The sequence below is a fragment of the Streptomyces sp. NBC_01089 genome (assembly GCF_045162975.1).
GTDB lineage: Bacteria > Actinomycetota > Actinomycetes > Streptomycetales > Streptomycetaceae > Streptomyces.
Map to the genome: position 1 here is coordinate 812,101 of NZ_CP108660.1, position 26,805 is coordinate 838,905.

General features: G+C 71.4%; 24 protein-coding genes. 10 read left to right on the forward strand and 14 right to left on the reverse strand.

Translation table 11 applies throughout. From position 1 onward, the window contains the following. The first annotated feature begins 147 nt into the window (after window positions 1-147). The 4 genes from OG510_RS03690 (at window position 148) to OG510_RS03705 (ending at window position 5,294) form a co-directional block, all read left to right on the forward strand. Window positions 148-1,293 (forward strand): ROK family protein, encoded by a 1,146-nt coding sequence (locus OG510_RS03690; RefSeq protein ID WP_406135214.1) that lies wholly within the window; start codon window positions 148-150, stop codon window positions 1,291-1,293. Window positions 1,294-1,372: 79 nt separating this feature from the next. Beyond that, window positions 1,373-2,950: a M81 family metallopeptidase gene (locus tag OG510_RS03695; RefSeq protein WP_406135215.1), complete on the forward strand. Its 1,578-nt coding sequence runs from the start codon at window positions 1,373-1,375 to the stop codon at window positions 2,948-2,950. Window positions 2,951-3,052: 102 nt separating this feature from the next. Further along, a complete protein-coding gene (locus OG510_RS03700) occupies window positions 3,053-3,604 on the forward strand; it encodes an SRPBCC family protein (protein ID WP_406135216.1) in 552 nt (183 codons plus the stop codon). 211 nt (window positions 3,605-3,815) lie between these two features. After that, complete coding sequence (locus tag OG510_RS03705) at window positions 3,816-5,294, forward strand: aldehyde dehydrogenase family protein (protein WP_406135217.1); 1,479 nt, start codon at window positions 3,816-3,818, stop codon at window positions 5,292-5,294. A gap of 82 nt (window positions 5,295-5,376) precedes the next feature. Here OG510_RS03705 and OG510_RS03710 read toward each other — a convergent pair whose 3' ends face one another. From OG510_RS03710 to phnA, 3 genes are all read right to left on the reverse strand, one after another. Further along, the gene (locus OG510_RS03710; protein ID WP_406135218.1) at window positions 5,377-6,510 is read right to left on the reverse strand and encodes a TIGR03364 family FAD-dependent oxidoreductase; all 1,134 of its coding nucleotides are present in this window, start codon (window positions 6,508-6,510) and stop codon (window positions 5,377-5,379) included. Window positions 6,511-6,541: 31 nt separating this feature from the next. Then, window positions 6,542-8,047 (reverse strand): MFS transporter, encoded by a 1,506-nt coding sequence (locus OG510_RS03715; RefSeq protein ID WP_406135219.1) that lies wholly within the window; start codon window positions 8,045-8,047, stop codon window positions 6,542-6,544. Between the two features lie 161 nt (window positions 8,048-8,208). Then, window positions 8,209-9,465 carry a phosphonoacetate hydrolase gene (phnA, locus tag OG510_RS03720; RefSeq protein ID WP_406135221.1) on the reverse strand — a complete coding sequence of 419 codons (1,257 nt, stop codon included), beginning with the start codon at window positions 9,463-9,465 and terminating at the stop codon, window positions 8,209-8,211. A 193-nt stretch (window positions 9,466-9,658) separates the two neighbouring features. Here phnA and OG510_RS03725 point away from each other — a divergent pair, with 193 nt between their 5' ends. Beyond that, window positions 9,659-10,573, forward strand: a complete 915-nt coding sequence (locus OG510_RS03725) for a LysR family transcriptional regulator (protein WP_406135222.1) — start codon at window positions 9,659-9,661, stop codon at window positions 10,571-10,573. Window positions 10,574-10,603: 30 nt separating this feature from the next. Here the strand turns inward: OG510_RS03725 and OG510_RS03730 are convergent, their stop codons facing one another. Then, window positions 10,604-11,041 (reverse strand): MarR family winged helix-turn-helix transcriptional regulator, encoded by a 438-nt coding sequence (locus tag OG510_RS03730; protein ID WP_406135223.1) that lies wholly within the window; start codon window positions 11,039-11,041, stop codon window positions 10,604-10,606. Window positions 11,042-11,089: 48 nt separating this feature from the next. On the opposite strand from OG510_RS03730, the gene OG510_RS03735 reads away from it, so the two are divergent. The 3 genes from OG510_RS03735 (at window position 11,090) to OG510_RS03745 (ending at window position 12,567) form a co-directional block, all read left to right on the forward strand. Continuing rightward, window positions 11,090-11,833: a dienelactone hydrolase family protein gene (locus OG510_RS03735; protein WP_406135224.1), complete on the forward strand. Its 744-nt coding sequence runs from the start codon at window positions 11,090-11,092 to the stop codon at window positions 11,831-11,833. A gap of 2 nt (window positions 11,834-11,835) precedes the next feature. After that, window positions 11,836-12,102, forward strand: a complete 267-nt coding sequence (locus tag OG510_RS03740; protein ID WP_406135226.1) for a DUF6295 family protein — start codon at window positions 11,836-11,838, stop codon at window positions 12,100-12,102. A gap of 288 nt (window positions 12,103-12,390) precedes the next feature. Continuing rightward, on the forward strand, window positions 12,391-12,567 hold the full coding sequence (locus OG510_RS03745) for a hypothetical protein (protein ID WP_406135228.1): 177 nt from the start codon (window positions 12,391-12,393) through the stop codon (window positions 12,565-12,567). Here the strand turns inward: OG510_RS03745 and OG510_RS03750 are convergent. From OG510_RS03750 to OG510_RS03775, 6 genes are all read right to left on the reverse strand, one after another. Beyond that, complete coding sequence (locus OG510_RS03750; protein ID WP_406135229.1) at window positions 12,564-13,061, reverse strand: VanZ family protein; 498 nt, start codon at window positions 13,059-13,061, stop codon at window positions 12,564-12,566. The two genes, OG510_RS03745 and OG510_RS03750, sit on opposite strands and share 4 nt — an antisense overlap. A 148-nt stretch (window positions 13,062-13,209) precedes the next feature. Further along, on the reverse strand, window positions 13,210-14,922 hold the full coding sequence (locus tag OG510_RS03755) for an aldehyde dehydrogenase family protein (RefSeq protein ID WP_406135230.1): 1,713 nt from the start codon (window positions 14,920-14,922) through the stop codon (window positions 13,210-13,212). Between the two features lie 72 nt (window positions 14,923-14,994). Continuing rightward, window positions 14,995-16,332: an MFS transporter gene (locus OG510_RS03760; protein WP_406135231.1), complete on the reverse strand. Its 1,338-nt coding sequence runs from the start codon at window positions 16,330-16,332 to the stop codon at window positions 14,995-14,997. A gap of 76 nt (window positions 16,333-16,408) precedes the next feature. Next, window positions 16,409-17,338 carry a TauD/TfdA dioxygenase family protein gene (locus OG510_RS03765; protein WP_406135233.1) on the reverse strand — a complete coding sequence of 310 codons (930 nt, stop codon included), beginning with the start codon at window positions 17,336-17,338 and terminating at the stop codon, window positions 16,409-16,411. Window positions 17,339-17,782: 444 nt separating this feature from the next. Next, window positions 17,783-18,385, reverse strand: coding sequence for a TetR/AcrR family transcriptional regulator (locus OG510_RS03770; RefSeq protein WP_406135235.1), 603 nt, complete (start codon window positions 18,383-18,385; stop codon window positions 17,783-17,785). Window positions 18,386-18,481: 96 nt separating this feature from the next. Continuing rightward, on the reverse strand, window positions 18,482-19,999 hold the full coding sequence (locus OG510_RS03775; protein ID WP_406135237.1) for a class I adenylate-forming enzyme family protein: 1,518 nt from the start codon (window positions 19,997-19,999) through the stop codon (window positions 18,482-18,484). Window positions 20,000-20,072: 73 nt separating this feature from the next. Between OG510_RS03775 and OG510_RS03780 the strand changes: the two genes are divergently transcribed. Continuing rightward, window positions 20,073-20,693, forward strand: coding sequence for a TetR/AcrR family transcriptional regulator (locus OG510_RS03780; protein WP_406135238.1), 621 nt, complete (start codon window positions 20,073-20,075; stop codon window positions 20,691-20,693). Between the two features lie 26 nt (window positions 20,694-20,719). Further along, on the forward strand, window positions 20,720-22,378 hold the full coding sequence (locus tag OG510_RS03785; protein ID WP_406135239.1) for an acyl-CoA dehydrogenase family protein: 1,659 nt from the start codon (window positions 20,720-20,722) through the stop codon (window positions 22,376-22,378). 182 nt (window positions 22,379-22,560) lie between these two features. Here the strand turns inward: OG510_RS03785 and OG510_RS03790 are convergent, their stop codons facing one another. From OG510_RS03790 to OG510_RS03805, 4 genes are read right to left on the reverse strand one after another with little or no spacing between them, the layout of a single operon-like run. Next, window positions 22,561-23,823 carry a DUF2254 domain-containing protein gene (locus OG510_RS03790; RefSeq protein ID WP_406135241.1) on the reverse strand — a complete coding sequence of 421 codons (1,263 nt, stop codon included), beginning with the start codon at window positions 23,821-23,823 and terminating at the stop codon, window positions 22,561-22,563. Window positions 23,824-23,837: 14 nt separating this feature from the next. After that, window positions 23,838-25,517: a SulP family inorganic anion transporter gene (locus OG510_RS03795; RefSeq protein WP_406135242.1), complete on the reverse strand. Its 1,680-nt coding sequence runs from the start codon at window positions 25,515-25,517 to the stop codon at window positions 23,838-23,840. 59 nt (window positions 25,518-25,576) lie between these two features. After that, window positions 25,577-25,954, reverse strand: a complete 378-nt coding sequence (locus OG510_RS03800) for a DUF202 domain-containing protein (protein ID WP_406135243.1) — start codon at window positions 25,952-25,954, stop codon at window positions 25,577-25,579. 55 nt (window positions 25,955-26,009) lie between these two features. After that, window positions 26,010-26,690 (reverse strand): GAP family protein, encoded by a 681-nt coding sequence (locus tag OG510_RS03805; protein ID WP_406135244.1) that lies wholly within the window; start codon window positions 26,688-26,690, stop codon window positions 26,010-26,012. Window positions 26,691-26,805: the final 115 nt, after the last annotated feature.

Sequence of the window (26,805 nt, forward strand, 5' to 3'; positions counted from 1 at the left end):
GAATTGCTGAAAACTTTCCCATTACCCCTGGCGAAAGTTGCCCCCGGATCGCTAACTTTCATCGAGACAGCACAGACTTGCTTTGACATATCGAAGTAACTCGAAGGCATACAGAGCAATTCGAGGAGCGCGATGACGGGGAGACCAATGACGGACAGCGCATCGAACCAGCAGATTCTGCGCATGGTCACGTCCGGCACCGCGTCCTCCCGGGCCGATCTGGTCCGGGAGTTGGGTCTGGCCGCCTCCACCGTCTCGCTCCGGGTCCAGGAGCTGGTCGCGGCCGGGCTCCTCACGGAGTCGGGCGAGGGCGCGTCCCGCGGGGGCCGGCGCCCCCGGCTGCTGCGCATCCCCGAGCAGGGGGGTGTGGCGCTGACCGCGGACCTCGGCTCGCACCACGGCAGGCTGGCGGCCGTCTCGGCCGACGGCACGGTCCGGGACGCGGCCGACCACAGCCACGACCTCACCGCGGGGCCGGAACAGGCCGCCGACTGGCTGGTGGAGCGGCTGACCGTACTGGCCGACCGCCAGCGCGCGGCGGGCCGCACCGTACGGAGCGTCGGCATCGCCTTCCCCGGCCCGGTCGATGTGCGGGCCGGCCGGGTACTCACCCCCTCCCGGATGCCGGGCTGGCACAACTTCCCGCTCCGCGACGTCCTCGCCGACCGGCTCGGGCTGCCGGTCGTCGTGGACAACGACGCGACCCTCATGGCCGTCGGAGAGCACCAGTCCGCCAGGCCGGAGCTCCAGCACCTCGTCGTGGTCAAGGCGGGCCGCGGCATCGGCTGCGGAGTGATCTCCGCCGGACGCCCGCACCGCGGGGCCAACGGCTGCGCGGGCGACATCAGCCATGTCCGGGTCGAGGCCGCCGAGGACCGCCCGTGCAGCTGCGGGAACATCGGCTGCCTGGAGACCGTCGCCAGCGGCGCGGCCGTGCTGCGCGAACTCGCCCGCGGCGGCACCCCGGTGGACGGCACGGCGGAGCTGCTGCGCCTGGTGACCGACGGGGACCCGCAGGCGACCACCCTGGTCAGGGCGGCAGGGCGGCACATCGGCACGGTGCTCAGCGTCGTCGTCAACTTCTTCAACCCGCAGGCCGTCGTACTGGGCGGTGCGCTCGCGTCGGCGGAGCCCCTGGTGGCCGCGGTCCGCGGCGTCCTGTACGAGCGCTGCCTGCCCATGGCCACGGCGGGGCTCGAAATCACCACCACCGTCTCCGGCCGCGACGCGGGCCTGCTGGGCGCGGGGCTGACGGCCCTGCGCGACAGCCTGCCGTACGCCGAAGCGCCCTGAGCCCTCCCGCCGCGCCCGGCGCCCCACGGGCCCGGCCCCCGTACCACCACCCCACCCGCAACCCGGAGAGCAGCGCCACATGACCACCGCCACCCCCGCCCGCCGTCTGCGCATAGCCATCGGCGGCATCGGCATCGAGTCGTCCACCTTCTGTCCGCACCGCTCCACCGCGGCCGACTTCCGCCAGACCCGCGGCCAGGACCTCCTCGACCGCTACACCTGGACACAGCCGGCGTCCGACCTCGGCGCACTCGTCGAGTGGGTCCCGCTGCTGCACGCCACCGCGCTGCCCGGCGGCCCCGTCGAGGCGGAGTCGTATCTGCTCCTCAAGGACGAGCTGGTCACCCGGATCCGGGCGGCGGGCCCCCTCGACGGCATGGTGTACGACCTGCACGGCGCGATGAGCGTCATCGGCCTCACCGACGCCGAGGGCGATCTCACCGAGGCCGTGCGCGCCGCGCTGGACGCGGTGGGCACCCCTGAGGACCCGGCGTCCGGCCGCCCGATGATGTCCGCCGCGATGGACCTGCACGGCAATGTCTCGCGCCGCTTCGCCGAGCCGATCGAGCTGCTCACCGCGCACCGGCTCGCCCCGCACGAGGACGCCTGGGACACCCGCGAGCGCGCGGCCCGCAAGCTGGTCGAGCGGCTGCGGCTGCCCGCCGCCGACCGCCGCCCGCACCGCGCCTGGGTGCAGGTGCCCGTCCTGCTGCCCGGCGAGAAGACCAGCACCCGCCTCGAACCCGCCAAGGGGCTGTACGGGCGGCTCGCGGGGATCGAGGCGAAGCCCGGCATCGTGGACGCCGCGATCTGGGTCGGATACGCCTGGGCCGACGAGCCTCGCTGCAAGGCGGCCATCGTGGTCACCGGTGACGACGCCGCGCTCGCCGCCGCCGAGGCCGAGTCGCTGGCCCGCCAGTACTGGGACGTACGGCGCGACTTCGAGTTCGTCGGCCCGACCGGGACCGCGGAGGAGTGCGTCGCGGCCGCGGTGGCGTCCGACCGCCGTCCGTTCCTGATCAGCGACTCCGGGGACAACCCGACGGCCGGCGGCGCGGGCGACCTCGCGTACATGCTCGGCAAGCTGCTGGAGAACGAGGAGATCGCCTCCGGCCGGGTCACCGCCGTCCACCCCGGCATCACCGACCCGGCCGCGGTCCGCGCCTGCTTCGAGGCCGGGATCGGCGCCACCGTCACGGTCGGCGTCGGCGGCAAGGTCGACACCAGCCAGGGCGGACCGTACGAGGTCACCGGCGAGGTGACGGGCCTGCAGCGCGCCGCCGACAAGACGGACCGGGCCGAGGGCGGTGCGTACGACCGGGGCTGCGACCTCGCGGCGATCACCGTCGGCGGGCTCACGGTCGTCGTCACCGGGCAGCGCAAGCCGTTCCACACGGTCGCCGACTTCACCGGCCCGGCGCAGGGCGGTCTGGGGATCGACCCGCGCACCTTCGACCTGGTCGTCGTGAAGATCGGCTACCTGGAGCCGGAGCTGCACGACATGGCCGCCGACTGGCTGCTGGCCCTCACCCCCGGCGGCGTCGACCAGGATCTGCTGCGCCTGGGCCACCACCGGGTGGAGCGCCCGCTGTACCCCTTCGACGAGGACGCGTACGAGAGCGAGGGCGGCCCGGACCTGACGCCGGTGCTGCTCTGAGACCAGGCGGACGGACACGAGGCCCGGGGGCGGCGGACGAGGCGATCGTCCGCCGCCCCCGGGCCGTTCCGCACCGGGCCCGCGCACCGTACGGTGGCGGCCATGACGACAGCCCCCTCAGACCCCTCAGATCCCTCGGACTCCTCGGACTCCTCGGACTCCTCGGACCCCTCCGGGCCCGCGGCTTCCCCGGAACGCTTCGAAGTCCGGCGGGAGATCGCGGCGAGCCCCGCCACGGTGTTCGCGCTGCTGTGCGACCCACAGGGCCAGGTGGCCATCGACAGCTCCGGAATGCTCCAGTCCGCGGAGGGCGACCCCGTGCGGAAGGTGGACGACACCTTCCTGGTGCACATGGACCGGGAGGCGCTCAACGACTTCCCGATGGGCAAGTACGACGTCACGGTCATCATCACCCGCTTCGAGCAGGACGCCCTGATCGAGTGGACGATCTCCGGGACGATCCAGCCGCCGATCAGGCACCTGTACGGCTACCGGCTCAGCCCGAGCGAGACGGGGACGCTCGTCACGTCGTACTACGACTGGAGCGGCATCGAGGAGCGCTACCGGGACAAGGGCATCTTCCCGGTCATCCCCGAAGCCGGGCTGCGTGCCACGCTCGGCATCCTCGCCAGGACCGTGGAGCGGGCGGGCTAGGGTCCGGCCCGGCCCGGCCCGGCCCGGACGAGCAGCGCAGGAAAAGCAGCACGGAGCAAGCAGCGCAGGCCAAGCAGCGCAAGGCCCGCGGTGATCCGATAGGCGGCGGCTATCGGGCGTATTCGCCAATCGCGCATTGTGACGGCCCGTCCCCTGAGCGAGCCTGACCAGGACCGGCATCGGCGCCGGCAGGTCCAGCGAAGGGGAGGGCATGACAAGCGTTGCGCAGAGGAATCAGGTTCCGCAGCACCTTCGGCTCAACTTCATCGACGGGCAGTGGCTCCCGGCGGAATCGGGACAGCTCAGGGAGAACATCGATCCCGCCGATCTCTCCGATGTGATCGGCGAGTTCACCGAATCGGGCGGCGTCGACGTGGATCACGCGGTGGACGCGGCGGCCACGGCGCTGCCCGGCTGGCGCGCCCAGGGTCCGATCGTGCGCGCCGGGTATCTCACCGCGGCGAGCCGCATACTCGGCGAGCGGGCGGCGGAGGTCGCGGCGGCCATCACCCGCGAGCAGGGCAAGCTGCTCGGTGAAGCCCGCGGCGAAGTGGCCAGGGCGCGGGCCGTCATCGACTTCACCGCGGGACAGGCGCGGCTGCTCGGCGGGGTGACCGCCCCCGCCGAGGAGGAACGCACCTTCGCGTACACCTTCCGTAAGCCCATCGGGGTGGTCGGGCTGGTGTCCCCGTGGAACTTCCCGCTGGCCATCCCGGTGTGGAAGGTGGCGCCCGCGCTGCTCTCCGGGTGCACGGCGGTGCTCAAGCCGTCCCCGCTGACGCCCCTGACATCGGCGCTGCTGGTCGAGATCTTCCAGCAGGCCGGGGTTCCCGACGGGGTACTGAATCTGGTGCAGGGTGACGCGGCCGCGGGCGAGGCCCTGGTCGCCAACCCGGCGGTGGCGGGCATCAGTTTCACCGGTTCGCTGCCGGTCGGCACCGCCATCCACAGCGGAGGAGCGCACCGGCTGCTCCGTACCCAGCTGGAACTCGGCGGCAAGAACGCGCTGATCGTCTGCGACGACGCCGACATCGGCAAGGCCGTCGACGCCGTCGTGAACGGCGCCTTCGGCCAGGCGGGCCAGCGGTGTTCGGCCACGAGCCGGGCCGTGGTGGATGTCCGGGTGCGGGAGGAGTTCCTCGACCGGCTGGTGGAACGCGTCGCAGGTCTGCGGGTCGGGCCGGGCGACGATCCCGAGTCGCGGGTCTGCCCGGTCGTCAACACCGCCCGGATGGACGCGGCGCTGGCGGCCGTCGCCGGAGCACGCCTCGACGGCGGCAAGGTGCTGTGCGGCGGGGAGCGGGAGGAACGGGACGATCTGCCCGATGGCTGCTACGTCCAGCCGACCGTCATCCGCGATGTGCCCGCGGACAGTTCGCTGGCGCAGGAGGAGGTGTTCGGGCCGGTGCTGGCCGTGATCGACGCGGACGGTTTCGACGAGGCGATGGCGGTGGCGAACTCGGTGAAGTACGGGATGTCGGGCACCGTCTTCACGGCGTCCCAGTCGCGCGCGTTCGAGGCGATCGACCGGTTCGAGGCCGGGATGCTCCATGTGAACCGGCCGGGCGTCGGGGCGTACTCCCATCTGCCGCATGTGGGATCGAAGGCGTCGCAGTACGGCCCGCCGGAGTGCTCGCCCGAGGTGTGGGACTTCTACACGGAGTGGCATTCGGCCTGTATCAGCTACTGATCCCGCCGGTATCCGGTTGTCTCACAACCGGAGGTGCCCCTCACCGGACTTCCGGTGAGGGGCACCTCCGTGTGAGTCTGCGTCAGCGTCCGACGATCTCCTCGGCCAGTCCGAACGACAGCGTCATCCCGGCGCCGCCGACACCGTTCACGACGGTGACACCGGGTTCGGGCTCGGTCACCAGCTCCGTACGGCCGTCCCGCAGCGAGGGGTAGTAGCCGCTCCAGCGCTCGGTGATGGCCGGGTTCGGCAACTGGGCGAACGTGCCCAGGTAGTCCACGACCGCCTGGTTGATCTCCTCGCTCTCGAAGGGGTGGAGGGTCTTCGCGTACGCGTGGCTGTCGCCGATCGTCAGCCGGCCGTCCGCGGTCTGGGAGAGCAGGACATGGACGCCGTTCTCTCGGTGGAAGGGCAACTCCTCGCCCATCCGGGCCGCGAGCGCCGCCTTCGCCTCGCAGTCGTCGAAGGCCGCGTAGTGCAGGAGGGTCAGCCCGCCGCAGAGCATCGGGCCGAGCTGCCAGCCCGACGGCTGGGCCCCGGTGCGCATCATCTGGAGCTTGCACCGCACCAGGCCGCTGCGGACGAAGACTTCGGGGTAGAGCGTCGCGAAGTCGTTGCCGCTGCACACATAGACGCGGTCGGCGTGCCAGTCGCCCTCGGTGGTGGAGACCGTCGGCAGGTCGATGCCGCGTACGGCCGTGCCGAACCGGATGTCGACGCCGTACTCGGCCACCAGGTGCCTGGCGACCGCCGGGATGGCGAGCCTCGGGTCCACGTTGAGTTCGGTCGGGCTCCACATCGCGGCGAGCAGTCCGTCGGTGCGCGCGGTGGCGCTGCGCTCGCGGGTCTCGGCGGGGGTGATCATCCGTACGCCGCGGTCGCGGGCCGGTGGTGTGATCGCGAGGAACTCCTCCAGGACCGCGACCTCGTCGGGGTGGTGTGCGAGGTGCAGGGATCCGGTCGGAGCGGCCCAGAGCCCGGACTTGGCGGCGATCTCCAGCCAGATCTCCCGGGTGCGCAGGGCGCGTTCGTACACCTCGCCGCGCTGCTGGCCGATCGACCAGATCATGCCGAAGTTGCGGATGGAGGCGCCGACGGCGAAGTCGTCGCGCTCGAAGAGGACGACGCGGTCCCCGCGGCGGGCGGCGGCGAGCGCGTGGGCGAGGCCGACGATGCCTCCGCCGACGACGGCGGTGTCGGCACGGTTGACGGTCATGGAGTTCTCCTTCTCGATGGGTGCAGGAGGCTCAGGACGTGGGGCGCGGTACGCGGTTCCAGTGCGGGAGCATCAGCAGTCCGGCGAGGAGCGCGGCTCCCGCGAAGCCGGTGAACAGCACACCGCCGGAGAGAAATCCGGGGAGCAGACCGCCGAGGATGGCGCCGACCGAGCCGCAGCCGTTGACCAGCCCGGCCGCGGTCCCGGCGCCCTTGGCGCTGCCGAAGTCGACGGCGGCCACGCAGGAGATCATCGCGTCGGCCGCGTACACGGAGAGTCCGATCACCGCGAGAACGGCGATCATCACGCCGACGCTGCCGGCCGCGGTGAGCGGCATGAACAGGGCGAGCGCCGCGGTCAGTACGCCCAGGGCGAGGACGCACGCCGGCACCCGCCGGGACCGGAACAGCCGGTCGGAGACCCAGCCCACCAGGATCGGGGCGAGGACGCCGGTGACGCCGAAGGCGATGGGGATGAGCGTGGCGCCCACCTTGTTGATCTCGGGCAGCCGCTGGCTGACGATCACCGGCCCCCAGAGCAGGATGGCGTAACGGGCGGGCTTGAGGAGGAAGTAGCAGAGGCCGAGGGTGAGCACCATGCGGTCGCGCAGGGTCTCGCGGTAGAGCCCGATGGCCGAGCGGCGCGGCGCGTCATCGTCATCGGCCCGGGGCACGGCACTCCGTACGGCCTCCGGGGTCTCCGCGTGCCCCGGGGTGTCCGTATGCCCCGGGGCCTCCGTGTGCTCCGTGTGCTCTGCGGCTTCCGTCGGCTCCCCGGGGCCTGTGGGGCCTGTGGGGTCTGCGGGCCCCGTGGGTTCGCCCGGGTCCGGAAGGCCCACGTCCCGGGGCGAGTTGCGCTGCAGGAGCACGAACAGCAGGAGCACGACGGCCAGGGTGGCGGCCCCGGAGAGGAAGGCCGCCCGCCAGCTGTCGAGCAGCGAGTAGGCGATCCAGCCGAGGAACGGCGGGGCCACGAGCCCGCCGAACGCGTAGTTGGTGCTCCACACACCGAGCACCCGGCCGCGCTCCCCCACCGCGAAGAAGTTCCCCATGTTCTTGCAGAGCGGCGCCCACCCCGCCGACTGGGACAGCCCCTGGATCACCATGGCGCCGCCGAACACCAGGAGCGCGCTGTTCAGCCCCATCACACAGGCGGCGGCGATGGCACCGGCCATCCCGCCGATCACCACCACCCGGGGCCCGAACCGGTCGGCCCACATGCCCCAGAGGAACTGACCGGCGGCGTAGGCCGCCAGATAGACCGCGTCGATGATGCCGAGTACGTGCTCGGTGAGCACGGTGTTCACGGAGGGGTCGTCCAGGATCCCCAGCTTGGCCACGGAGAACGCCTGCCGGACGAAGTAGAAGCCGACGTACGCGAGCCAGGTGATCGCGAAGATCTGCCGGCGCCAGCGCCGGGACGGTGCGGAACGGAGCAGCGGCGAGATCTCGTCGAGTGCTTCCCTTGTGCTGAGTGCTTCCCTGGTGCTGACCGGAGTGCCGGTCGGTGGTCGTTGCTGTGGTGGGGTGTCTGCCATGGCGGTGTCCTGTCCTCGGCGCGTGGGTGCGGGTGAGGGATCGGAGTCGTACCTGGACATGGCTCGGCCCCGGCACACGCCTCGACAGCGCACGCCGGGGCCGGGTCAGTGGTGCGGGAGCGATCGGTCGGTGGTCAGGAACGGAGGGGCTTCGGGACCGGTCAGGCCGTGAGCGGTCGGTCCGCAGCGAGTGCGGTGCCCACCCAGTAGGCGTCGAAGTTCCGGAGCCGGTGGCCGTCAGGGAGCGGCCCGGTCGGTGCGTTGACCAGGAACGGCACCCGCTGCTCCGTCAGCCCGCCGTGCGAGCGCAGTGGCTCGGCGAAGCCGGAGATGTCGTGGCGTGCCGGGGTGGTGCCCAGCGCCGTGTTGCGTTCGGCGATGACGACGATGTCGCCGATCCGGTCCGGCGGCAGCTCGAAGCGCTCGCATGCCTGGGCCCGGGTGAGGACGGTGTCCACCCCGTCCAGCGTGGCGAGCGCGGCGACCAGTGGCGCCGCGTCGGTGCCCGCGGGCAGATGCACGGTCGCGTACGAGCCGAGCGCCCCGTGGTGCACGGTGTACGGGTCGGTGATGGGCAGCACGACCCGCGCCGTGCCCTCGCCGAGCCGCGCGTCCATGACGTCCTGGAGGAACACCACCCGGGCGTCGCCCCGTGCGTCGCTCTTGGCGTTCATCCCGTGGTCGGCGGTGACGACGAGGACGGCGCCCAGCGCGTCGATGCGCTCGAAGTAGCCGTCGAGCATCGCGTAGAAGTCGTTGGCGACGGGCGAGCCCGGTGCGTGCTTGTGCTGGATGTAGTCGGTGAGCGAGAGGTACATCAGGTCGGGCCGTTCCTGCTCCAGTACGTCCGTACCGGCTGCCATGACCAGCTCGCTGAGCCCGGCGCTGTACACGGACGGCAGGTCGAGGCCGACGCGTTCCAGCACCTTGCTGATGCCGTTCTCCTCCTCGGTGACCTGGTCGGCCTTCTCCGCGGAGAAACACATGCCGTCGACCAGGTCGCGCCCCAGCAGCCTGCGCAGTTTGTCCTTGGCCGTGATGACGGCGACCTTCGCCCCCGCGGCCGAGAACGCGGCGAAGAGGGTCGGCACCCGCAGCAGCGCCGGGTCGTTCATCATGACCTCGGTGCCGGAAGCGGTGTCGTAGAAGTAGTTGCCGCAGATGCCGTGCACCGAGGGCGGTGTGCCGGTGGCGATGGAGAGGTTGTTGGGGTTGGTGAAGGACGGCATGGTGCAGTCGGCCCGCAGATCGCTGCCGTGCTGCAGCATGCGTTCGAGGAAGGGCATCCGGCCGTCTGCCACGGCCCGTTCGTGGTAGGCGGGCTCGCTGCCGTCGATGCAGACCACGACGACGGGCCGACGGGGCCGGCCGTAGCCGCGCCCGTTCACATCGAGCGGTTCGGCAACAGATTCCTTCATGTACGGATCCACCCCTGAGGTCGAAGTCCGGAGCGGGGGCTTCCGCTCTCCTCTTCATGGGTAGCACCCGGCGCCGACCGTGGAGAACCACCGGAATCGCTATGGGGGCCATAGCCGCGCAGCGACCGGTGCACCCCCTCCCCACCAGGCGCGTTCGCGGCTAGGGTCTTCCTGGAGCGACGTCAGGAGGCCCGTGGAACTGAACCTCCACCGATTGTGGATCTTCATGCAAGTGGTCGAGCACCACGGCTTCTCCGCAGCGGCGCAGAAGCTCTATATGAGCCAGCCGTCCGTCTCCAACCAGGTGCGCAGACTTGAGCAGTCCCTGCGGGTCACACTGGTGGACCGGTCGGGCGCCAGGACCCGGCCCACCGCCGAGGGCGAGGTGCTGGCCGAGTACGGAAAGCGGGTCTTCCTGCTGGCCGACGAGGCGGTGGCGGCGGTGCAGCAGGTGAGCGGGCTGGCGTCGGGCCGGCTGCTGATCGGCGGGACGACGACGGTCGGCACCTATCTGCTGCCGTCGCTCCTCGCCCGGTACCAGACGGCGCATCCGGGCATCGAGTGCGACATCTTCGTGGGCAACAACGAGGCCGTGCTGGAGCGGCTGGTCGACGGCCGGATCGGGGTCGCGGTGGTGGCGGGAGCGCCGACCGCCGCCCAGCTCGTCGTCGAACACGTACTGGACGAACGGCTGGTGCTCGTCGCCGCGCCGTCGCATCCGCTGGCGGGGGCGGGCGAGGTCGGTCCCGCCGAGCTGGCGGGCTCGCGTTTCCTGCTGCGCGAACCCGGCTCGCAGACGCGCGAGCTGCAGGAACAGGTGCTGGCGGAGTGGGGCCTGACGGAGGTGTCGCACGGCGACATCTGGGGCCCCGAGGCCGTCAAGCAGTGTGTGGCCGCCGGTCTCGGGCTCACCCTGATCTCCGAGCACGCCGTGGACGGCGACATACGGGCGGGCTCACTGGCGGTGGTGCCGGTCGGCCCGCGGCCGCGCTCGCGCCCGATCAGTCTGGTGAGCCGGCGCGACCGGCTGCTCTCCCCCGCCGAGCGGGCGTTCATCGCCCTGCTCCGTACGACGGGCAGCTGGCCCCGGGAGCCTGCCGCGGGGTAGCCACCGCGGCCGGGGCGGCCGGGTGGAGCGTCAGAGCCGGTGGACGACGCGAGCCAGCAGGGGCAGCGCCGCGGCCAGTTGCTCCCGTTCGGCGGCGCTGAGTTCGTCGTCGATGGCCCGGGTGAGGCGGCGTGCCCGCTCCCGCCGGGCGCCGTGCAGGCCCTCGACGCCCGCCGCGGTGAGCGAGACGACGACCCGGCGGCCGTCGTCGGGGTCCGGGCTGCGGACCACCAGACCGCGCTCCTGGAGCGCGGAGACGATCGTGCACATGGACTGGGCGCGGATGCCCTCGGCATCGGCGAGCCTGCCGGGCGTCGTCGGGCCCTCCCGGTCGATCCGTACCAGTACGGAGGTCTGGGACAGCGTGAGTTCGCCGTCCGGCCGCACCTGTCTGAGCCTGCGCACCAGCGGACCGAGGCAGGCCCGCAGGTCCGCCGCCATCCGCATCGAATCAACCTCGTTCACCATGGTCATCAGCATAAACTGATGAGTCCAGCCTTATGGTATAGGTGTCTCATGAGCGACTCACTTACCGCGGAAACCGTCAGGCTCGCCGGTCACAACGGCGACGAGATCGAGGCATATCTGGCCCGCCCGGAAGGCGGATCCCCACGCGGTGGCGTCGTGGTCATCCACCACATGCCCGGATACGACCGGGGCAGCAAGGAGATCGTCCGCAGGTTCGCCGAGCTGGGGTACGACGCGATCTGCCCGAACCTCTTCTACCGCGACGCGCCCGGCGCGGCCCCTGACGACGCGGCGGCGGCCAACCGCGCCGCGGGCGGGGTGCCGGACGACCGGCTCGCCGGGGACGTGGCCGGGTCGACGGCGTATCTGCGCGCCCTGCCCACCTCCAACGGCAAGGTGGGCTCGATCGGTTACTGCTCCGGCGGACGGCAGAGCGTGCTCGCCGCCTGCCGTCTCGACCTCGACGCGGCGGTGGACTGCTACGGCGCCTTCGTCACCGGGACACCGCCCGAGGGCTTCCCGCTGAAGGTCACCAATCTCGTCGGCGAACTCCCGCGGCTGCGCGCTCCGCTGCTCGGCCTCTTCGGGGCCGAGGACAGCTTCCCCGGCCCCGAGCAGGTCGCCGAGCTGGAGCAGATCCTCACGGAGCACGGCAAGGACTTCGAGTTCCACACCTACGAGGGCGCCGGTCACGGGTTCTTCTCCACCGACCGTCCCTCGTACAACGTGGCGGCCGCCAACGACGGCTGGGAGCGGATCGAGACCTTCTTCGCCAAGCACCTGGGGGCCTGAGCATGTGCACCTACACGACGATCAAGGACACGGTGGACGGCAGCGCCAAGGGTCCGGGCAGCTCCTGGTTCCATGTGTCGGACGTGACCGTGTACTTCGACCACCCGGTGCACGCGATGGCCGGGCACACGCTCAACATCGACTTCACCGATCCGTCGAAGGGCCCGTCGGCCCGCGTCGCCCTGGAGCTGACGGCCGAGTCCGCCCGCACCCTGGTCGCCGCGATCCAGGAGGCGCTGGCAGCGGTTCCGCCCGCTCTCACCGTCTGACGGTGTCAGTACCGGTGGGCCGCCACTGAGCGCTCACCGGCCGGCCGCAGGGCCGGGAGGACGCGTACACCCCGCGTCCTCCCGGTCCTGCGGCTGTTGTACGAATCACCGGTACGCCCGCCGTGACCAGCGTCTTTTTCTGGCCGGCCGTCCGTATCGCCGCCGTCGGCCTCCCTCCTAGCATCCAGGCGTCGAACTCGCCCTGGCCGAGAGGAGGCCCGTGATTCCCGCTCTGCGTCCGCGTACCGCCGGACCCGGCCGGTCGATCGTGCTGGGCCTGCCGACCCGGTGAGCGTCCTGTCGTGGAACCCGGACTTCATCGTCTGCCGGGACGCCCGGACGCGGAAGACCATCCTGAACGACCCGCGCCGGCGCACGGTCACCGCGGTCCGCGATCACCATGTGCTGGTCAACCCCACGGGTGTGTTCGTCTGGAGCGTACGCAGCGCCGGATCCGCATACTAGCCGGGCAGGCCGGCCCGGACTCGGGGCCGGCCGATCAGCCACCCCAGCAGCGCGCCGGCCGCGATGCCCAGCGTGTTGTTCGCCCAGTCGAGCGGCTGGCAGGACCGTACGGGATCGAGTGTCTGCAGCAGTTCCACCACCACCCACGCCGCCGACCCCGTGAGTGTCACCAGCAGCGGCCGGCGCGAGGCCAGGGTGCCCAGCAGCCCCATGGGCACCCACAGGACCACGTTGACCGCGTTGTGCGCGAAGCCGCCCGTGAGCGTGCGGACCGAATCACCGGTCACACACGCACCGAGCCGCCCGGCCACCCCGCCGACGAGCTGATCGGGCAGCGTGATCCCCAGACAGACCGCCACCGCGAGCAGCACCCCCAGGGTGGCCCCTGCCGACCAGCCGGTTCTCCGCGCGACCGGCCGGTGCGCCACAACCGCGACCACGGCAAGGACCAGGGTGAGCGCCGCCATCACGGCACTGTGCATCGAGGAGGCCATGGGCAGAACCTACGCCTCGAATGGCACGTCATGCCAGACCTGCACGAGGTGCCGAACATGAGAACTGTATGAGCCGGTCGCACCCAGGACCGCGGTCATCCGCACCGCCCGAGGCCGCCCCGGCCGCGGCCGGGAGAGGGTGGATGCCTCAGCCGCGCAGCGCGGACATGAAGATACCGGGCAGTTTCGAGAGCTTCGGTGCCGCCGTGAAATCGGTGAGCCTTCGCATGGTGGTACGGCCGGTCCGGTTGGTGGCGAAGTACGGCGGGCGCGGGGAGAGCGAGGGCGAGCCGGTGAACAGACCTCGCGGCCAGGGCGCGAAGGGAGCGCGCAGCACCGTCTTCTCCACGTCCTCCAGCATGAAGGCGTTGTGCACGAAGCCGATTCCGCTGCCGATCTCCTGAGGTGTATGCCCCGGGAACGCCCCCCACGGGGTGTACCCGAGGAGGAAGCCGAACGCCGACCAGCAGTTCACGCCCAGGGTCCCGTAACGCAGCTCGGCTATGGCGGTGTTCACGGCCGTGCGGTGCGAGCGTTCGGTCCTGGGGTGAACCAACAGAGTGGCGCCGAGGGTGCCGGGCAGGGTGTCGTTGGCGAAGTCGGTGGCTCCGCGCAGGAACTCGGCGGGGTCCCGGCCCGCTATGCGCACCACTCCCAGGGCGCTGGCGAACACCTCGTCGGTGAGCAGAGGATCGTCGGGACGGGTGATGTCCGGTACGAGAACCCTTCTTTCCTCCCCGGCGAAGGTCTCGGCACCAGGATGGGCCTCGACGACATCCCGCAACCGCAGGGCCGACCCCGGGTAGTAGTCGCTGCGGGGTGGGAGCGCGCGCAGGACCCGGCGCACCTCGTCGAGCAGACGCTCGGTGCCGTCCCAGTCCTGTGGCACGACGAGGATCTGGCCGGCGACACAGTTGTGGCCGGAGTTGTTCATCTTGCTGGTGACGATGTGTTCCGCCTGGAAGCGGAGGTCCGCGTCGCTCCACGGGCCCGGGGCGACGATGCAGGGGCTGACTCCGCCGAGTTCACTGGTGAACGGCTTGCTGTTCAGGGGGGTGTCCTCGCGCCGGCGCTGTTCCGCCTGTCCGTCCGTACCCCAGACGATGGCGTCGTGCGTACGCTCGCTCCCTGTCACATGGATCGTGTCGACGCCCTCGTGCGAGGTCAGATAGGCGCCTTCGGCGGCGCCGCCGTCCACGAAGCGGACCCACCCGCGGTCCACGAACTCCGCGAACACCGTCTCGAAGTGCGGCCTGAGATAGCCGTTGACCGGGTTCATCTTCGCGATGACGACCTGGTCCTCCAGGTACAGCTTGTGCAGGATGTCGAGCGGGGTGATGGCCGCCACGTTCCCGGCCCCCAGCACCAGCGCGACGGCGGCGGTTCCGGGCCTGTCCCGGTAGGCGCCGGCGGCCCTGGCGAGCACCTGCTCGCGAGTGGTGCCGGGCCGTGTCCACACCTGTGCCGAGAAACCGCTGAGCAGGAGACGGTCCGTGCCTGTGGCCGGGAAGACGTCGACCACGGTGCGGCCGTCCCGGTCACGTACTGCCCAGGCAGGGACGGGGCCGCGCCCGTCGGACAGCCTGCGCAGTACGTGAAGGTGGGCGCTCACACTCTGTGCCAGCGCCCAGGGTGCGGTCACCCAGTCCTCGGCGGCCCAGGGCGAGGTGGCTTCGTACCCCTTGGCGCGCGCGGCGTCGGCGACCATGGCGGGGGCGCCGTGGGCGATACGGGGCAGCATTCGTTCCAGCAGACCGATCCGTTCGGCCGTCCCGGTTCGGGTCCATGTCCGGGTGCCGTCGCGCAGTGCGGCCACGGCGCGGTCCAGTGGTTCGGTGTCGAGTACCGGTGTGGCGCTCACAGATGGCTCCTCGATGTTGGGGGCGTGGTGGCAGGGGCTGACGGACCGTCTGCGCCGTGCACGACGGTGGGATCACCGGACCCGCCGGGCTATGTCGCGGGCCGGGTCGATCAGGAAAAAGGAAGCAGCTGCTCCGATCACGAGCAGCGCCCCGGAGAACGTGACCGCGAGGTGGTAGCCGTCCACGCCCCGGGCGTCGACCAGCGCACCGACGACGGCGGGTGCCGCGAGGCCGGCAGCCGTGACCACCGCGTTCATGGCACCCAGTGGCCCGCCGCTCCGGCCTGCGGGGGCGAGTTCGGCGACCGTGGTCGCTGCGACCGTCGCATAGGAGCCCCCGAGGCCGAATCCCAGGGCCACCAGCACGGTCTTGCCGGTGGAACCGTCCACCAGTGCCTGGGCCAGCAGGCAGGCGGCGCCCAGCGCCAGCAGCCAGCCGCCGACCCAGCCGCGCGCGCGGCGGCTGCTGACACCACGGCGCATCAGCCGGCCGGTGATGCCGGCCTGCGCGAGCAGGGCGACGGCGCCGATCGCCCAGGGGACGACGACGAGGGTGCCCGCCGTGTGCGCCGGGTACCCGAGGGCGTTGCGCAGGTAGGAAGGCAGCCAGACCAGCATCAGCGCCACCGACCAGTAGCTGGTGAAGTAGGCGAGCGTGGCGCCGATCCAGGTGCGGCTGGCCAGGATCAGCCGGTACGGAACGGCGGTGGCCGCGGCCGTACCGGTCGCCTCAGGCACATCGGACATGCCAGGTGTGGCGGCAGCCGGCGCCACCCGGTTCCCTCCCGTGCGGTGGCCGCCGTCCGCTCCGAACAGCTTCCAGGCCAGGGCCCAGACGAGGCCGGCCCCGGCGAGAACCCAGAGAGCCGCCCGCCAGCCGTGGTGCTGGATGACCCACGACAGACCCGGCGCGGAGACGATGACGCCGAGCGTGACGCCGAGCGAGATGAGGGCGCCGGGCAGATTGCGCCGGTGGTTGGGGAACCAGGCCAGCGTCGCCTGCTGGGCGACGGGAAAGGCCGGCCCCTCCGCAGCTCCGAGGACCACGCGCGAGGCGACCAGTACGGCCAGACCGCCGCCGAATGCCGCCGGCACCTGGGCAACTGACCACAGCACAGCCATCACCAGGAGCAGCCACTGCGGCGACACACGGTCGGCGACAAGGCCGACCACGACGGCGGACAGCGAGAAGAGAAGGTAGAACGCGCTGTTGGCGAGCCCGAACTCGGTGGCGCTCAGATGGAGGTCCGCGCGGATCTCGTCGGCGCCCAGCCCCAGCACCGACTTGTCCGCGAAGTTGACCATCATGAAGACCACCAGCAGCGCGGTCACCGTCCAGGCCCTGGCGCCACCACCGTGGGGGACCGCGGTCCCGGAGGGCCGCTCGGACATCGTCGGTGCCGCGTTCATGGATCCTCCGTGAGGGAGCGGTGGGGCGAGGGACAAGCGAAACGCGAACCGGAATCACCTGGTCGAACGGCGCCGGTCAGGACAGCGGGACTCCGGCGACGGCAATGCGCTCCATGACCCGGCGCCGGGGGAAGTAGTCGCTGATCGCGTAGTGCTGCGTGGCGATGTTGTCCCAGATCGCCACCGAGTCCTGCTCCCAGTGGAAGCGGACCTGGAATTCGGGCACGCGAGCCTGGAGCACCAGCTCGTCCAGCAGTTCGCGGCTCTCGGTGTCCGACAGACCCACGATGCGCGTGGTGAACGGCTCGTTCACGTAGAGGAGCCTGCGGCCGTTGCGAGGGTGGCGCACCACAACGGGGTGCTCCACCGGAGGCAGGCTCGTACGGAAGTCCGCGATCTGCTCCCCGGTCATGGTCGAGCCCCAGCTGGGCACCCAGTCGTGCACCGCCGCAAGGTTCTCGATACGGGCCTTCATCTTCTCGGAGAGGTTGTCGTACGCGGCGCCCATGTCGGCCCACATGGTGTCGCCCCCGGCGGACGGCACCTCGACGGAGCGCAGGACCGAGCCGAGAGCCGGTGCGGCCATGAAGGAATGGTCGCTGTGCCAGATGTTCTCGTTGCCGATGGCCATCGCGTCCTTGGCGAGCCGTGACACCCCTGCCGTCCCGGCTTCCGGAAAGAACGGGTTGGCCTCCGGCGGACCCCAGACGGCAGCCAGGTCCAGGTGGTGGCACGGCTGCAGCCCGGCCTGCCCCCGGAAGAAGACCACCTTCCATTCGAGCAGCGCCTGCCGCAGCTCGGCGGCAAGCTCCTCACCGATCGGCCGGGACAGATCCACACCGCTGATCTCGGCTCCGATGTGCGGGGTCAGCGGGCTGATGCCCAGAATCCGGTACTGCGGCGTCTCGGCTCCCGGCGCGAGCCGCTCCAGCGTCCGGCGGCCGTAGCGCATCAGGGGCTTGTCGAGTACGGGCTTCGGACCATCGGTGGTCACGGTGGCAGCCATGGGTTCCTCCCACGATCGACATTGATTACGTAACCGGCAGTATCGATATTGCATCGCGGCAGGGCAAGGGGTCCGGGCGAAGAGATTCCGGGGCGGCATCACGAGCCCCGAGGCGGCGCGCACCGGCGCACGCCGCATGCCGGTGATACGCAGGACGCCAATAGACACGCCCCCGCCTCGGCCCGCCGCCCCGGGCACGGAACTGGCGCCGCGGGGGCAGCCGAGGGCTGCCGGCGGCTGGGGGCTGCCCGCCGGACAGCGCCTAGGGCCTGTCGTCAAAGTGCCGTCGTTGCCCGGAGGGCGGCCGCGCGGCGTCTGGTGCGTGCGATCGCAAGGCGCCGGAATGTTCTCGTAGCGGAGCTACTAGGGCATTTCGGCAACGCCGCGATCGTGCGTGCCAGGCGTCGCGCGGCAGGCGGCACTTTGACGACAGGCCCTAGCGGTTCAGGGCGAGACCGCGACCGCGCGGCTGATCAGTTCCACCACGGATGCGACGAGAGCCTCGTCCGGCTCCTGCTGTTCGCCGACCATCCGGAACACCAACGACGCGGCCACCAGCGTCGCAGCGGCGGCCAGGTCGACGTCCGGCCGCACGTCCCCACGGGCGACGCCACGTTCCAGCAGATGCCGGGTCTCGCTCATCACGCGTGCCGTGTAGGCACGGTAGGCGCCGGGTTCCGCTTCCGCCTCCGCCGCGGCGCCGATCACCCCGGCGAGCAGACGGCCGACACCGGGCTGCCTGTACGCCTCGGCGCGTGCCGTCAGCACGGCCTGCAACTCGGCGCGAAAATCGCCCATGTCAGGCACGGACAGCGGGCCGATGCGCGACTCGGCCGCGGCGATGACCAGATCCTGCTTGGTGGACCAGCGGCGGTACATGGCGGGCTTGCTCACACCTGCGCGTGCCGCTACGGCATCCATGGTCAGGGCGCTCATGCCGCTCTCGGCCACCAGCTCGATGACAGCGTCCAGGACCGCACCCGTGACGCGCTCCTCCCGGGGCCGGCCCGGGCCCCTGCGCGGCTGTTTCATCCGGTCCTCGGCCATACCGTGACCTTACGCGGCCACGGCTGTCACGCCTGTACGGGGTGGCTCCTCCCTGCGGGTCCAGGCCCCCACAAAGCCCTCTGGCACCCGGCCCGTTCAGACCGCGGCGGGGCCACTTCGGAGCAGGTGCTTGGTGACCTTCCCCGAGGGGGTACGCGGAAGCTCTCGCCGCACGACCAGCTCGCGCGGGATCTTGTAACGCGCGAGCCGTGGTGCCAGCCACTCCCGTACGTCCTCAAGGCTCAGCCGAACGCCCTCCCTCGGCACCACCACCGCGACCACGGTCTCGCCCCACTCCTCGTGCGGACGGCCGATGACAGCGACATCGAGGACGTCGGGGTGCCCGCGCAGCGCCCCTTCCACCTCCTGCGAAGCCACGTTCTCCCCACCGGTGATGATCACGTCCTTGAGCCGGTCCACCACTGTGACGAAGCCGTCCTCGTCCACCCTGCCGAGGTCGCCGCTCCGGTACCAGCCGTCCACGAACGCCTCCCGGGTGGCCTGTTCGTCGTCGAGGTAACCGACCATGCGGGTGTCCGAGCGCAGCCAGATCTCTCCAGTGCGCCCCGCGGTGGCTTCCGTGCCGTCCGGAAGCACGATCCGCATATCGACACCCACCATGCCGCCACGTCCGATCGAACCGGCTTTCTCCACCTGTTCCCCGGGGGAGAGTGAGGCCCCCACAGGCCCCATCTCGCTCATTCCGTAGACCTGGTGGAAGTTCTCCGAGTGATACGCCTTCATCAGCCGGCGCACGGTCGCCGCGTCCAGCGGGCCCGCTCCATAGATCCAGGAACGGACGGACGAGAGATCGTAGGCGTCGAAGTCGGGCACCGCCTGCACGGGGGCGATGAGGGCGACCGGCGCGCCGAACACCGCTGTGGCCCGCTCCCGTTGCACGGTCTCCAGCATGACGCGGGGCTCGTACTCACGCTGCAGCACGACCGTGCCGCCCAGCAGGAGAGTGCCCATCGCCCAGTTGTTGAGGGGCGACGCATGCCAGATCGGCATGCAGACCAGGAATCGTTCGTCCCGGCGGAGCGGAACGGTCGCCGCGGTGTACGTGGCGGTCAGCGCGATGCCCCGGTGGGTGTGGACGCAGCCCTTCGGCCGCCCGGACGTGCCCGAGGTGTAGAGGATCTGAGCGATGTCGCTGTCCCGCCCGGGCTCCCCCGGCCACTCACACGCGGCGGCGGTCAGCGCCTCGAAGGAGCCCGCCGGCGGGCTTTCGGCGTCCGGATGGCTCACCAGCCAGGCGATGTCCACGGCGGCCCCGACGGCCCGCTCGCCGATCTCCTGGTCGACCACCGCCAGCCGGGCACGACAGTGGCGCAGCTGGTGTTCCACCTCGGCGGTCTGCAGTTTGTGATTGACGGGCACCAGCGTGGCGCCGGCGAGCCAGGCACCGAACGCGGCGAACAGGAAGGCCGGGGTGTTGTACGTCATCACGGCCAAGCGGTCGCCAGGTCCGAGCCCCGCCTCCCGCAGCACGGTCGCGGCACGGCGGGCAGCGGCACCGAACTCGCTGTAACTCCAGCTCCGGCCGCGGTAGACCAGAGCTTCCTTGCGACCGGCCGAACGAACGACGCCGTCCAGCATGGCACTGAGGTGCACGCGTTCTCCTGGGATCGCGGGCCGGGGCGCCCGGCCCTTGTCGGGAAACTATGAATGATGCTTCACTTCTTTCATGGCCTACCGCAAGACCCCAGCCGAAATCCGGCGTCTCGAATCGGCCCGGGAGCATCTCGTCGCCCGCGCCACCGAAGTCGTCGCCGATGTGGGCTGGTCCCAGGCATCCGTGACAGCTGTGGCCGACGCCGCCGGTATCGCGGCGGGCTCGGTCTACCAGCACTTCGCGTCGAAGGCCGCCCTCGCGGTCGAGGTCTTCCGGCGTGCGGCGGGGCACGAGGTGGAGGTCCTCGACTCCGTGCTGAGAGGCCCCGGCGAGCCGGTCGACCGGCTCGCCGACGGCGTCGAGGTCTTCGCCCGCCGTGCCCTGGAGAACCGTGGCCTGGCCTATGCGCTGCTCGCCGCGCCTGCCGAACCGGCCGTCGGCGCGGAACGCCTCGCCTTCCGTCGCCGCTACCGCACCCTGTTCGCCGAAGTGATCCGTGAGGGCATGGCACAGGGAGCGCTGCCGCCCCAGAACGGGGAGGTCACCGCCGCGGCACTCACCGGCGCGATCGGTGAGGTCCTCGTGGCGCCCCTCGGCGCCCCGGAGGGGAACGACACCGACGGGCTTCTCGCCGAGCTGACCACCATGGCGCTGCGCTGCGCGGGAGCGGCCACCGCGTCTCCCCGCCCCTGATCCGTCTCTGCCCAGGAGGGCTCTTCATGCCTGTGACCCCTGCACCGCGCAGCCGTCCCACCGCGACGACCCACGAGGTGACCAACCAGCCCCCGCCGCTGACCGGCCACGATGTCGCCGATGACCCGGTGCTGATCGACGGCGTGCGCCGGGAGGGCGCGCAGTGGCATCTGGACGACCTGCACCGGCTGGGCCGCAGGGCCGGCAGCGAGGAGGTCCAGCGCTGGGCGGACGAGGCCAACCGCCACGAACCGGTCCTGCGCACCCACGACCGCTACGGCCACCGCGTCGACGAGGTCGAATTCCACCCCTCGTACCACGCCCTGATGGACGTGGCGATCAGCGAGGGGCTCGGCGGCGCCGCCTGGGCGGACGAGCGGCGTGGTGCCCATGTGGCGCGCGCGGCGGGCTTCATGGTGTGGAGCAGCGCCGAAGCGGGTCACGGCTGTCCTGTCTCCATGACGTACGCGGCGGTTCCGGCCCTGCGCCACGCCCCCGATCTCGCGAAGACGTACGAGCCGCTGCTCACCAGCCGGGTGTACGAAGCCGGTCTGCGCACGCCTGCCGAGAAGCCCGGACTGCTCGCGGGGATGGGCATGACGGAGAAACAGGGCGGCACCGATGTGCGCGCCAACACGACCGCCGCTGTGCAACAGCCCGACGGCACGTGGCGGTTGCGCGGACACAAGTGGTTCACCAGCGCCCCGATGAACGACCTCTTCCTCGTACTCGCCCAGGCACCGGCCGGTCTGTCCTGCTTCCTGGTCCCGCGGATCCTGCCCGACGGCAGCCGCAACACCTTCCGCATCCAGCGCCTCAAGGACAAGCTCGGCAACCGCTCCAACGCCAGCAGCGAGCCCGAGTTCGACGACACCGTGGCCTGGCTCGTCGGGGACGAGGGACGGGGCGTGCGCACCATCATCGACATGGTCACCATGACCCGCCTGGACTGCGTGCTCGGTTCCGCCGCCGGCACCCGGGCGGCGCTCGCCCAGGCAGCGCACCACGTACGCCACCGGGCCGTGTTCGGTGCCAAGCTCATCGACCAGCCTCTGATGCGCAACGTCATCGCCGACCTGGCACTCGAGTCCGAGGCGGCGACCACACTCGCCCTGCGCCTGGCCGGAGCGGCGGACCGGGCACAGCACGGCGACGCTCGGGAACGCGCTTTCCTCCGGCTGGCCACCGCGGTCGGCAAGTACTGGGTCTGCAAACGGCAGCCGGCCGCCGTCGCCGAGGCCCTGGAATGCCTGGGTGGCAACGGTTACGACGAGGAGTCCGGCCTGCCCCGTCTCTACCGCGAGGCTCCGCTCAACGGCATCTGGGAAGGCTCCGGCAACGTCAACGCACTGGACATGCTGCGCGCCCTGTCACGTGAGCCGGAGTCCCTTGAGGCTCTGCGCACGGAGATCGAGGCCGCCGTCGGCACCGACCGCCGTCTGGACGCCGCCTGGCGGGAACTCCAGGGCGAACTCGTCCTCACCGAGGATGCTCCCCTGCGCGCCCGGCGTGTCATCGAGCGCACGGCGCTCGTGCTGCAGGGCTCCTTGCTCGTCCGCCACGCTCCGGCTGCCGTCGCCGACGCCTTCTGCGAGTCCCGCCTGGCCGGGGACCGCGGCCTGGCATTCGGCACCCTTCCGGCCGGAACGGACTTCGGGGGGCTGCTCGAACGCCTCCCCGTCTGACTCCCCGGTCCGGCTGCCCGGCCCGGAGCCCGGAGGCTCGGGGCAGCTCAGCACACGCTGGGGTGTACGCCACAGCCGCCAGGCCAAGACCATCCGGTCCGGGCAGCAGCTCTGACCTGTCGACGGGCGGCGGCTCGGGTCGACGGGCGGGCGCGGGTGGACGGGCAGCCAGGGCAATACAGCTAGGCCATGTCCGGGGCCGGGCCGCCGATGCCCTGGGGGTCGGGGGTGGTGGCGGTCCGGGTCATCGCCGGGTCGGGCAAGGAGAGTGCGGTCCGGTCAAGGATGCCGCGGTAGGCCGCGAGCGTGGCGGTGCGGGAGGGCGGGATGGTACGGGCGAGGGTGTCGAGCAGGGCCCGCAGACGGCGCTGGACCTGGAGGGAGCCCGCGCCGTACAGCAGGATTTCGGCGAGGGCCAGGTCGAGGAGCGCGTCCCAGTCGGGGCGGGGGACGGTGAGACGGGGGGCACCCGCACGGTCTCGGACGACGACCGGCCCGAGGGGGCGGGTCGCGAGGCGCAGGAGGGCCGCCTCGATCTGGTCGAGGGCTTGGACGGCTGTCGTCGGGTCGTTGATTCCGGGCGACAGGGCACGGATCGCGACATCGACGAGGAGCCGCAGGCCGTAGGCGGGGTCGTGGTCGATGTGGCGGGAAGGACCGAGGCGCACGGCGCGGATCAGGCGGCGTACGGCCGCATCGGGCAGCGCTCCGGTCGTGACGCGCAGGAGGGGTGCGCCGGGTTCGACGAAGCTGCCGACGGCCGGCAGACAGGTGATGTGGACGTCGCAACCGGCTGCGATCTCCGCGATCGCGGGGCCGTCGATGTGCCGGACGACTCCGCTGCGGGTCGCGGTGACGACGGCTTCCTCGGCCCGCTGTTCACTCTCCGCACCGTGCGGCACTCGCCACGTGTGGTCCAGGGTGGTGTGCAGCCGCAGGCCGACGGCGCGTACGAGACCTCCGCCGGTGATCACTTCGCGCAGTCCGGCCAGGGTGCGCAGCGTCGCACCGGTGGACAGGACGACGAAGGCGATGGCCAGGGTGACCGACAGGCGTGGCACATGGCGTTCGCTGACCTGGGCGAGGACGACCAGGGCGTAGACGGCCGTACCGGTCAGCGAGCCGAAGAGAACCAGTGAACGCTCGAAGAAGCCGAGGATGCCGGCGAGCCTCGGGGACATGCTCTGCACGGACTGGATGACCAGGGTGACCGCGGTCAGGACGAAGCCGGTGAGGGCGATGATGCCCGAAGCGATCGCCCCCAGCGTGGCCTGGGCGGCCGCCGGGTCGTAGGACAACCCGCCGAGATCGCGGGACCGTTCGGCGTGCGGCAGCCACCAGCCCAGCAGGACCGACGCACCTACGAGAGCGACGGCCAGGCCGCGATTGGGCCAGGCGGCACGGGGCGGCCGGTGGGCCCGCTGCCGGTTTCGCCCGGTCAGCACGGTTCGCATGGTGCTCACTTCTGCCTCTCGGAGGGCGGGTCGGTGATCGCCGTCACGGCGCCATCGACGTCGGCGTGGAGCGCGGCGGGACCGAGCCGGGTGGCCAGGCGGTGACGGTCGAGGTTGTGACGGGCCGCCTCGCGCAGCCGGGCGAGGTGCAGGGCGGCCCCCCGCCGCTTCAGCGCGTCGCGCAGTTCGTCCAGGGTGTCGAGGACCGGGACACCGAGGTGGTAGGTCGCGCTGAGGTCGAGGACGACGTTGTGCGGTGGTGGCTGCGCTGCCGCTGTCAGGGCGAGCACGGCCTTACGGGTGCGGTCGGCGTTGCCGAAGAACAGTGCACCGTCGGGGCGGGCCACGAGGACGTCAGGAACGGCGGTCGCGCCCGGGTGCTGGGCGGTGTCCCCGTACAGCGGGCTGTTGGGCAGCTTGCCCAGGACCGCCACGTGCGTGGTGCTCGCGGAGGCGATGAACAGCACCAGCGACAGTGCCACCGCCAGCAGCAGGCCGGGCAGCAGATCGAAGAGCAGCACCCCGGCAAGCGCGGTCAGCGCCACCCACAGGCTCGCCCTGTCGGCCGCCGCGTAGCGGCGGAGTTGCACGGCGGACAGGAAGCCGCGGACGGCCACGATCACGATCGCGCCCAGCACCGGCTCGGGCAGATCCGTGAACAGCGGGGTGAGGAAGACACCTGTGAGCAGGATGAGCGCGGCGGCGATCACCGAGGTGGCCCTGGAGCGGGCGCCGACGGCCTCTGCGGCGGCGCTGCGCGAGGCGCTGCCGGAGACGGTGAAGCCGCGGAAGAATCCGACGCAGATGTTCGCGAATCCGACGGCGGCCATCTCCCGGTCGGCGTCCACCTCGTCACCGTGTTCGCGCGCGAAGCGGGAGGCGATACTGAACGCCTCCGCGAACACCACCAGCGACACCCCGCAGGCACCGCCTGCCAGCCGCCACCAGTCGGCGGCCGGGATCCCCGGAAGGTGAGGCACCGGCACGGCCGATGGAATCCTCCCCACCACCGCCACGCCATGGTGCTCCAGCCCGGTCGCGGCGGACACCGCCAACGCCGCGACCAGCACCAGGAGCGACGCGGGAACTCTCGGCACATACCTTTCCAGAGCGAGCAGCGCGGCCAGTGCCACGGCGCCCGTCGCCAGCGAGGCGAGCGACCAGTCGGGCAGGTGCCGCAGCAGCGTCCACAGGCGGGGAAAGAACTGCCCGTCACCACTGGACGTTCCGGCGATCTTCGCGGCCTGGCGGACCACGATGGTCAGGGCCATCCCGAACAGGAATCCGTTCAGCGCCGGCTCGGCGAGGAAGTTCGTCACGAATCCGAGCCGGGCCAGCGCCGCAGCCAGCAGCACACCGCCGGCGATCACCGCGAGCGCCGCCGACAGGCCCACAGCCCGTTTCGGGTCCGAGGTGATATCGGCGACCGTCGCACCGGACAGCACCGCCGCCGCGGATGTCGCCCCGATGATCAGGAACCGCGAACGGCCCACCAGGACGTACCCGATGAGGGCGACCGGGGCAGCGTAGAAGGCGTTCTGCGGGGGCACACCGGCGATCTGCGCGTACGCCACGCACTCCGGCACGATCAGGGCCCACGCGGTCAGCGCTCCGAGCACGTCGCCGCGGCCCGTGGCGTGCAGCAGCGACCGCATACGGACCAGCGCGTGCGGCCACTCGGCCACTGGTCCACCTCCCCTCCGTCATCGAGGTCTGCGGACGGTCTTCGGTCTCCTGCGGCTCGTCATGGTGCGAAGACGATGACCGCGACGACGAAACCGGCGAGCAGCAGCATGGCCGCCGAGAGAGCGGGCGGGCTGACGATGCGGCCCAGCGGCTGCCGTCGGCGCATCCGGTCCTGGCGGGTGCGCCACTGGATGTATCCGGTGACCGTGACACCGCTCGCCAGAGCGATGAGATAGCCGGCCAGCGCCAGCCGCAGGGCGCGGGGTGTGATGTCGGTGAGTTTGACGACGGCGAAAGAGGCGGCCAGGAACGCCAGCGCGGTACGCGACCAGGCCAGCAGAGTCCGCTCGTTGGCCATGGTCGCCCGGTAGTCGGGTTCCTCGCCCCGCTGCCACCAGGGTCCGGATCCGGAGGCGTCCTCTTCGTCCTCGGACATCAGTGACCTCTCCCGGATGCCGCGGCCGCGGCCGCGGGCGCCCTCCTGTGCGGGGTCACCGGGTGAGACCGCTGATCGCGTCACCGACGTACTTGGCGCCCAGAACAACCAGCACCGTTGTCATGATCGCCGAGTTGTGCCGGGTCATCCACGTACGCCACTCGCCCAGCACGGCCTCGGAACGGTGACCGCCGATGAGGTACGTAGCCAGCGGCAGCAGAGCGCACAGCGACGCGATCAGCACCATCAGGACGGCGGCGCCGGCCTTGCCGCCCGGACTCGCTCCTGAGGCGGCGATGGAGAGGCCCCCGCCCACGGCAAGCACCAGGTTCTTGGGGTTGGCGACCGCCAGTCCCGCCGCCAGGCCGGCGGACTTCACGGGAGAGAAACGGTCGATGGCCCGCATCCACCCCGGGGGCTCCGCCTCCTGGCCCTCGCGCGGGCGCCCGCGCCACTGACCGGCACCCAGCACCAGGAACACCATCCCGAGCGCCAGCTTGAGCCAGTACGTCCAGCGCCCCGGCCCGCCGGCGCCCTCCGAAGCGTCTCCCCCGGAGCCCGCCAGCACCACGACCGTGACAAGTGCGGCCAACGACACGATCCAACCTGCGGTGAACGCCGTACCGTTGGCCCGCCCTTGCGGCGTGGCCAGCATGAGGATCACCGCGATCAGCGGCAGCGGGCTGATGGCGATCCCGACGGCGGACGCCAGCATCTGTCCGACCGCGTCACCCACGGCACCACGCGGCCCGGCCGCACCAGCGGCTCACCCCGGTACCGACGATCGTGCTCCCGCTCCTCGGGTGAACTGGTGGAACAGTCCGCCGAGCCATAGCGCCTCCCGTCATCCG